Origin of the sequence: Alkalibacterium pelagium (genome assembly GCF_900109325.1) — a bacterium.
GTDB lineage: Bacteria > Bacillota > Bacilli > Lactobacillales > Carnobacteriaceae_A > Alkalibacterium > Alkalibacterium pelagium.
In genome coordinates this window covers 137,386-146,185 of sequence record NZ_FNZU01000006.1, presented here as the reverse complement: position 1 = coordinate 146,185, position 8,800 = coordinate 137,386, and the positions used below count along the sequence as shown (strand labels likewise).

Here is an 8,800-nt window from a genome sequence, read left to right as displayed (position 1 = left end):
CCGATCTGACGTTGCAAATTTATCCTCGTACATGAAGACCAGCTTGAGAACACTACGTAAGCATCTTCCGTTTATTAAAAATACGTTTAAATATCCTTACAACAATGGAAAAATAGAAGGAATCAATAATAAGATCAAGGTTCTTAATCGTGTGGCCTACGGCTACAGGAACTTTGCCAACTACAAGAATAGAATTATCATTCACTTTTCTTTAAAATCAGAAGCATCTCAACGTAAACATGCACAAAAAGAAGTGTATAGCATGGTGGCCTAGGCCACCATGCTATACACCCTATATAAACTCTCTGACATTTACTTATTATTCTTTACCAACGTTATTTGACGTAGAACCCAAATAGGCAGGTCTTTTATTTGATTACAATTGCAGGGAATAGACGCATCTTTTTCGTTTTCATCCGTTTAACGTGTTAAAATGATATAAAAGACTAGGAGGCGCCTATGAAATTTTCAGACAATAAATACAATATGATTCAAGATATCCTTGAAAAAACTGAAGCTGAGATTGAAAAAATGAACCCTGTCAATATTCTGATTGCCGGAAAAACAGGAGTAGGAAAGAGTACCCTCATCAACAATGTGTTCAGGGAAAACCTTGCAGATACTGGGATAGGGAAGCCTGTTACAAAACATTTAAGGCGTATATCCAAAGAGGGCATCCCAATCGTCTTGTATGACACCAGAGGGCTCGAGCTGAATCCGAAAGTCCAGAAAGATGTAAAGAATGAGATTTTCGATCTAGTTAAACAGAACAAGCAGACTAGAGATGCTGTCCATGCCGTCTATTACTGTATTCAAGCTAATTCATCAAGAATAGAGGAAACGGAGATCGACTTGATCAGAGAAATTTCTTCTGTTCTTCCAGTCATACTGGTTCTGACCCAATCAATCGGTAAGCCTGCTGAAGAATTCAACACATACCTGGAAAATCTCAATCTTCCAGTAGCAGCTGTCCAGAACATTATGGCAGAACCTTATGAAATTACAGAAGATTATGTTATTCCTGCATTTGGTTTAAAAGAACTGATCGACAAGACGCTTCAACTGATACCGAAAGAGGCACACGATGCTTTTATGAACGCCCAGCACGCTGATATTGAACGCAAAGCTAAAGCGGCTAGACGTTGGGCTTCTCGTTATGTGGCGACCACTTTCGGTGTCGGATTTGCGCCGATCCCGTTCTCAGATGCATCGGTACTGATTCCCATGCAAGTCACTCTACTCGCTCATATTACAGCCATATTCGGGATTTCAATGGATAAGTCGACGATAGTCAGTCTGATCGCCGCTGTTGGAGGGACCGGTTCAGCTACAATGATCGGGAAAACCTTTGTAGCGAATGCATTTAAATTTATTCCAGGAGCAGGGACCCTTATAGGGGGACTGATCAGCGGTACGACTGCTTCAATCGTAACAAGTGCCCTTGGACTCAGTTACATCGAAGTTTTAAGTATCATTGCTGTGAAAGAGCGAGAAGGCGAAAGCATTGATTTAGGACTGATCGAACGTCTTATGCGCAGCCAATTCAAAAAGAATATCAAGCTGAACCGCAAGGAACTCAAAACTAAAGATCTCGAGTTTGAAGGGGATGAGGCTTTGAATGATGCCTATGCTTCCTATCAGGAGATGGAAGAAGACACCCAAAGCGCAAGTAGAGCACAGAAAACAAGCCGTGCCTTGTCTAAATTTGTCAGTCGTCATAATCCTTTCAATAAGAAAAAATAAGTGAATACTTGGTCCTGATAGGTGTAGATTACCTATCAGGATTTTTTTGTAAAGAAACAGCTTTACTTTATGTTAATTATCTGTTAAATGAAACCGTAACATATAGATAGGCATATTCTAAAGACTATTTGATTTATTACAAGAAGGTCTTGTGGCCCGATGCAGAGAGGCATGATACCTTAAATCTGCTATTCATATTTAGTATAATTAGGTACAAAAGTCTTTATGATTATTTGATGAAAATTTTATATCTTTTCAGTAAATTTGTGCTTTTTATGAAAAGGCTTACTTAGTTGCTATAGACAATTTTTTCGTTGCATGAGTATGCATCCCCTAAATTATGTCAAGTGGATAAGGGTTGACAATCGTTTTTTAGAATTGGTATAGTTTAGACCGATGTTAGTTAGTAAATTAAACTAACAATCAAAGTAGTAAATAATTAACTTAAATTCTTTCATATTTTGAAAAGGATTCCATACGTTAAAGATTTATATAAAACGGAGGGAAAGTATGCTGAAGAAAAAACTAGGAGTTACTATTGGCGCGTTAAGCACGCTTGTGATACTGAGCAGCTGTGGAAATCAGGGAGCTGTAGGAACAGATGGAGGAGATGATTCTCTAGTAGTCTGGTCATTTACAGATGAAATCGAAGACATTATAAATAACTATTACCTTGAAGATTATAGTGACCTTGACTACGACATCGATATCGTGCAGTTCCCTACTGAGGAATTCGAACGTATTCTGGATCCGTTGATCGGAACAGGGGACGAACCTGACGTTATTCTGATGGAACAGAACTTTGCCAAAAAATATATTGATTCCGGTTACCTGACTGATCTAGAGCAGTTTGAAGGAATCAGAGAAGGCAGCCAGTCAACATATGACTACGTAAAAGAAGTAGGATCTCAGGAAGACGGTACATTGGTAGCAAATGCCTGGCAGGCTGCTCCAGGAGCTTTCTTCTATCGTTATAGTCTGGCAGAAGAATACCTTGGCGTATCTGAACCGGAAGACGTTCAGGCTCTCATATCAGATTGGGACGGGTTTGTCGATACTGCCAGACAGATAAGAGATGCTTCTGACGGAGAAGTGTATATGATTGCCAGTGTTGATGACCTGCGATTCGCTTTCTTAGGCGGACGTGAGCAGGGGTGGGTTGTTGATGATGAACTGGTTATCGACGATTTAGCCTATGAATTACTTGAGACTGCTCTGGAAATGAATGAAGAAAATCTGCTGCTTGATGCACCAGCTTCCGGAGCCGCTTACTTTGCAGGAATGTCCAATGACGAAATTTTCGGCTACTCCTTACCAACATGGGGCCTGAACTTCTGGCTTGAACCTAATGGGGGAGAAGCGACAGCCGGTGACTGGAGAATGGTCCAAGGCCCGTCGACCTATTTCCGCGGAGGAACATGGGTAGGCATATCAGAATCTTCTGAAATGAAAGAAGAAGCGGCTCATCTGATCGAGTATGCGACAACTGATCAGGATTTCCTTGAACGTTGGGCAAATGACACAGGTGACATCGTATCAAATGAAGATGTTGTTGAAGAGGTAAGAGGCGATTACAGCAACGACTTCTTAGGTGGACAGAACCACTATGCTGAATTTGCCGATATGATAGATGATATCGAAGCTGGATTCGTTACTGAATTTGACCAGACGATCAATGATCTCTTCTTGGATCATGCATTGACACCGTATTCTAAAGGAGAAGTTGAATTTGATACAGCTATACGTAACTTCAGACAGAGTGTATCGAATCTGTTTCCTTATATAGAAGTCGGACTGGATTAAACTAAACTATTAAGAGAGAGGACGAGACTATGCAAGCTACAACTGAACAATCTGGCAAGAAACGAAAGCTTGCCAAAATCAAGAACACCAATAAATTCGGTTACTGGTTCATATTACCCTTCTTTATTGTTTTTGCAGGGTTTAACCTTTACCCGACACTTTATACGCTATATCTGGCTTTCGTCGATATATCCGGGTTTAACTTTGAAGGTAACTTTATCGGGTTTCAGAACTTCAGCTACCTGGTAACGAACAACCTGTTTCTGCAGGCATCTTATAACACTATGCTCCTCTGGGTGATCAACTTCATTCCGCAGATCGGCCTGGCGCTCCTTCTGGCTTACTGGTTTACGAACTATCAGCTGAAACTGAGAGCCCAAGGATTCTTTAAAAGTGTATTTTATTTCCCAAACATAATAACTGCCGCTTCAGTCGCTGTCATCTTTTTCACTCTGTTTGATTATCCAAGGGGACCAGTCAATATGATCCTTATGCAGACTGGTGTACTGGAAGCGCCGTTCGACTTTTTCCGAAGCGCCTTTGCGACACGTTCAATAGTCGCGTTCATCCAGTTCTGGATGTGGTACGGACAGACATCTATCGTTCTGACTGCCGGTATCCTGAGTATTGACAAGAGCCTTTACGAAGCAGCCGTTATTGACGGGGCAACCGCATGGCAGACATTCAGACGTATTACACTGCCGCTGCTTAAGCCGATCACTTTGTATGTCCTGATCACGTCACTGGTCGGCGGGCTGCAGATGTTCGATATTCCACGTCTATTGACTGATGGAGGACCGAACAACAGTGTCGAGACATTAATGACTTATATATTCAGACAGGCAATAGAAGGCGGGCGTAATGTCAGTATCGCTGCAGCAGCTTCTGTCTATCTTCTGATCCTGACGATCATCTTGAGTGCGATTATTTTCTTCTTGATCAGAGATAAAAGCGAAAGGGAGGCGTAATTGAACCGATATGATGAATGCAAATGAATCTAAAATAAAAAAACAGCGAATACTGATTTATATCTTCTTCGGATTCCTGACGTTACTGAGTATCCTTCCATTCTGGATCGTTATTGTTAACGCTACGCGTACAGCCGAACAGATCCAGCAGGGACTGTCCCTGATTCCTGGAACGAACTTTATGGAAAACTGGCGAATCCTCAGAGACGGCGGCTTTAATATCTTTCAGGGTTACGGGAACTCATTCTTTATTGCCTTTTCTTCAACGGCTTTAAGCATGTATTTCTCTTGTCTGACGGCCTATGGTCTGACGGTATATGACTTTAAATTGAAACGACCGGCTTATCTGCTGATCATGTTCATGATCATGCTGCCACCTCAAGTGAACATTATCGGGTTCTACCGATTTATGGTAAACCTTGGGCTACTGAACAGCTACATCCCGCTGATCGTTCCTGCAGCGGCTTCTGCACCGACTGTCTTCTTCATGAAACAGTACCTGCAGACCATATATCACCCGGCACTGGTCGACTCGGCTCGTATCGATGGGGCAAGTGAACTGAAGATTTTCCATTCGATCGTTCTGCCTTTAATGAGACCGGCAATTGCAACCATGTCAATCTTCGGATTTGTGCAGTCATGGAACAACTTCCTGATGCCTCTAATGCTGATCAATGACAGAAGCCGATTCACATTACCGATGCTTGTTCAGCTGTTGACTACAGACACGTACACGACTCAGTACGGAAGTTTGTATCTGGGTATTTCAATGTCAATCATTCCACTGATCCTGATTTACCTGTTCTTATCTAAACACATCATCGGCGGCGTGACTGCTGGTGGAGTGAAAATGTAAGTTGTAAAATTCAGCTTACCAATCAGTTTGTTTCCATTATGAATACCCTATCCTCTTCAACACGCTGACTTGAAGGGGATAGGGTATTTTTTAGTATGCGAAAAGATACTTTTCCGGCCTCAGGCGATCCTGCTTAGTCACCTGTTGCCGTAATGCGGGAGATTTCAACATAAGCTTACGATAGAAGCGGCATTTAAAATCACGTAGCGACAGTTTCTGCCAACTATGTCTGATTGAACTGCGCTTAGAGACAATGATAGTGACACTTTATAAAGTTACGACACGTTTGATCTATAACTAGACAGTATCTAAAGATAACTTATTTGATGAGAAAAATATAAGCTGCAGCTAAAGAGCCTTTAGTGACAGTTGTTTTGTTGAGTATGGTATAAACTACAGCTATAAGGCTGCTAGTGACATCTCCTCAAGTTCTCAAAGACTAAAATGTAACTAGACAGCGTCTAGTTATACCTTATCAAAAAGAGAGTATATCAAGGTCAAACTAGAAACAGCTTAATGACAGATCATCTGATAAACCAATAGATGAAATAAGCTTAGATCATATTAGAATGATCTAAGCTGTACGATACGTAAGGCTCGTATACTTAATTGGAAGGATTCTCGTCACGGAAGTGCATGGCCAGTCCTTTCAGGAAATTACGTGCATACCGGTCGCCGCACTCCTTGTAATTCCGGTGACCTTCTTTTCTCAATACTGCGCTTAATTCACTATTGGAAATGTGGACACCAGTGTCGTCTAGGATGTCCAGGATGTCATCACTGGTGAGCGTAAGTGCAATCTTGACTTTCTTTATCAGGACGTTATTTACATCTTTATCATGCTTGATCAGTCTGGTCTGTTTAACCGGCTCACCAGTAGCAGTCACTTGCTGTCCACGCTTAAAGACAATCAGGCCATTTAGAAATGATTCGAATAGCTGGTTGCTGCAAGCTTTGGCATAAGTGTTCTCAGTAAAGTCATCTTCTTCATCGGTGGGAGCTTCAGAAGACTCGACTTTCTTCAATAGTAGCCGAACATCTTCTAGAGACAGATCGTACTGTCCTAATTTGAATATCTCCTGAGTCTCTTCATCTTTTGAATCAAGTGCGTACCTTAATCGTAATAGACGATCATTATTGTTCATGTTTTGTGGCCTCATTTCACATAATTAATTTCCATACGATTAGTATAGCAAAAATGCATGACCGTTTTGATTATATTAGACATATATTAGATTATTGAATACATCAGTTGAATTTCTGTTAAGCTTAATAATCAGGAGGTAGGTAGAAAATGATTTTATCAAAAAAGAATGCTGCCATTATAATTATTCTGCTGTTTGCACTTTGGGCAGTTATCATGGGAGGACAATTAAGTCAGCAGCGGGCGTTGAGAGAAGATACCTTTGACTATCTGGAGGAAGAAGGGTATGACATTGAGTCAGATATTTCAGAGCATTTTGTTAGTAACTCCGGTGGAAGAAGTGACTTCTATACTATATACATAACCTTTGAAAAGGAACCGGAAGTAACATACTTATATACTTATCAAGAAGATTCTGATGACATTTTTCTACTGGATACAATTGGCACTCCTCGAAACTGAACGTAGCTTAGACTGTCCAGGTCTGAATCACTGATCAAATTCAGTCTGTTTTCTGTTATACTGTACTGGAGTCAACAACTATAGGAGTGAGTATATGAGTAAGAATAAAAACAATAAACATAAGAACAAGCCGAATAAAAAATCAGGTGTGATCCGTAAAGGAACGAAACAGGTCAATAAAAAGGGAACCACGAATTATACAGTGGAAGAAGAGACAACTCTGCTGCCGTATTTACTGACCGTTATCACAAACAAAAGCCGGAATGCGGTTAAATCTATACTGACTAGAGGTCAGGTGTCAGTGAACGGAGAAGAGACCACTAAGCACAACTATCCGCTGAAACCAGGTGACACAGTCAACATCATGAGTAATCAGGAATCCAAGAAGCGATCTGAATTAATGGGCGTATCCATTCTGCATGAAGATCAGGATCTGATTGTCATCAACAAGGAAGCGGGCATGCTTTCAATTTCTTCAGACGACCCAACAGAACCGACTGCCTACCACCAGTTGAGTGACTATGTAAAGAAGGAACACCCGGATAACAAGATTTTTGTCGTGCACCGTCTGGACCGTGATACGTCAGGCGTCATGCTTTATGCTAAATCGGAAGAAATAAAAGAAGCCCTTCAGAAAGACTGGAAGAATACAGTCAAGGAGCGTATCTATACTGCGCTGGTCGAAGGAAACGTCAAAGAGGAGCAGGGTGAGTATGCGTCCTGGCTGTCTGAAAGTAAAGGCATCAAGATGTACTCCAATCTGGAAGATAACGGAGGAAAACGGGCGGTTACCCACTTCCGGAAAGTTCTTGGTAATGAGAACTACTCCCTGCTCGAAGTTGAACTGGAGACAGGTCGTAAGCATCAGATTCGTGTGCACCTGAAAGAAATGGGACACCCGATTGCCGGAGACAAGATGTATGGGGCAGAAACTAATCCGCTTAAACGCCTCGGCCTCCACGCAACGACCCTTGTTCTGGTCCATCCAGGAACAAACAAGCTGGTGCGATATACGTCAGAAGTACCGAAAAGTTTCCTGAAACGTGTAAAGTAAGGCAGTTACTAACTGTAAGACTATTCTTCTAAATGTAGCAAAGCTGTTAACAAGATAGAAGTTCAGCATAAATATAATGGAAATCCACTTAGATCTGGAGGAATAAAGTTATGGGCGGAAAATTACTTAGGGTCGGAACGATTTACTTACCGGTTGGCCATGTTGACATTTCAACCGACTGGTATGTAACTAACTTGGGTGCGGAGCTGACTTATAAAGATGAAGACAAAGCGATCCTGAATCTTGCTGATCAAAGTGTCTTTCTAGTCCATTCAAAAGAAGATCAGCGTGCTAATTTCATTGACAGCCATGGTCAGGAACGGTTTTCTATAACGTTTGAAGTGGATGGACTGGAAGCTCTGGCAGATCTTCACAAAAAATATAGAGAAAAAGGCATGAATGTTGGAGATATTGAGAACAGGGGACATGCAGGCAGAAATTTCGTGTTCAGTGACTTAGATAACAACAGCTTCGATGTATGGAGTGAATTGAGCCCCAGATTTAAAGAAAACAGATAATTATACTTTATTCAAAGATTAGATTCTTATAGGATAATCATCTTGGACCATTGAACCAGTGCTTAGGTTCAGTGGTCCTTACTTTTTATAAATTTGCTGACAGAACTAGACAGATTTATGTCTTTTTACAGTTTGTTATGGGGCTATAATTTGTTAGACTATTAAATAAGTAGAAAATGTGAATAAAGAACGAAGCAGAAGGGAAATAAAATCGTTTTCATCCAGACAGGTAGCGGTATTTTGTAAAAAATC

At 41.1% G+C, this 8,800-nt stretch carries 9 protein-coding genes; 8 read left to right on the top strand and 1 reads right to left on the bottom strand.

From position 1 onward, the window contains the following. The 5 genes from BMX79_RS06615 to BMX79_RS06595 all read left to right on the top strand — a co-directional run. The coding region (locus BMX79_RS06615; RefSeq protein WP_143059422.1) for a transposase at positions 1 to 274 on the top strand (274 nt) is incomplete at its 5' end. Positions 275 to 459: 185 nt separating this feature from the next. Next, a complete protein-coding gene (locus BMX79_RS06610; protein WP_091480583.1) occupies positions 460 to 1,743 on the top strand; it encodes a YcjF family protein in 1,284 nt (427 codons plus the stop codon). A gap of 510 nt (positions 1,744 to 2,253) precedes the next feature. Beyond that, entirely contained in the window at positions 2,254 to 3,546 is a 1,293-nt protein-coding gene (locus BMX79_RS06605; RefSeq protein ID WP_091480581.1) for an ABC transporter substrate-binding protein, read from the top strand. Between the two features lie 29 nt (positions 3,547 to 3,575). Next, complete coding sequence (locus BMX79_RS06600; RefSeq protein WP_091480578.1) at positions 3,576 to 4,514, top strand: carbohydrate ABC transporter permease; 939 nt, start codon at positions 3,576 to 3,578, stop codon at positions 4,512 to 4,514. A 10-nt stretch (positions 4,515 to 4,524) separates the two neighbouring features. Continuing rightward, a complete protein-coding gene (locus BMX79_RS06595; RefSeq protein WP_091480575.1) occupies positions 4,525 to 5,370 on the top strand; it encodes a carbohydrate ABC transporter permease in 846 nt (281 codons plus the stop codon). A 605-nt stretch (positions 5,371 to 5,975) separates the two neighbouring features. Here BMX79_RS06595 and BMX79_RS06590 read toward each other — a convergent pair. Beyond that, the gene (locus BMX79_RS06590) at positions 5,976 to 6,515 is read right to left on the bottom strand and encodes a YehS family protein (protein ID WP_091480573.1); all 540 of its coding nucleotides are present in this window, start codon (positions 6,513 to 6,515) and stop codon (positions 5,976 to 5,978) included. Between the two features lie 149 nt (positions 6,516 to 6,664). On the opposite strand from BMX79_RS06590, the gene BMX79_RS06585 reads away from it, so the two are divergent. The 3 genes from BMX79_RS06585 to BMX79_RS06575 all read left to right on the top strand — a co-directional run bounded on the left by BMX79_RS06585 (position 6,665) and on the right by BMX79_RS06575 (position 8,548). Beyond that, positions 6,665 to 6,976 carry a DUF3139 domain-containing protein gene (locus BMX79_RS06585; RefSeq protein WP_091480570.1) on the top strand — a complete coding sequence of 104 codons (312 nt, stop codon included), beginning with the start codon at positions 6,665 to 6,667 and terminating at the stop codon, positions 6,974 to 6,976. A 94-nt stretch (positions 6,977 to 7,070) separates the two neighbouring features. Beyond that, on the top strand, positions 7,071 to 8,030 hold the full coding sequence (locus tag BMX79_RS06580) for an RluA family pseudouridine synthase (RefSeq protein ID WP_091480567.1): 960 nt from the start codon (positions 7,071 to 7,073) through the stop codon (positions 8,028 to 8,030). A gap of 110 nt (positions 8,031 to 8,140) precedes the next feature. Then, positions 8,141 to 8,548, top strand: coding sequence for a VOC family protein (locus BMX79_RS06575; protein ID WP_091480565.1), 408 nt, complete (start codon positions 8,141 to 8,143; stop codon positions 8,546 to 8,548). The last annotated feature ends 252 nt before the right edge of the window (positions 8,549 to 8,800 follow it).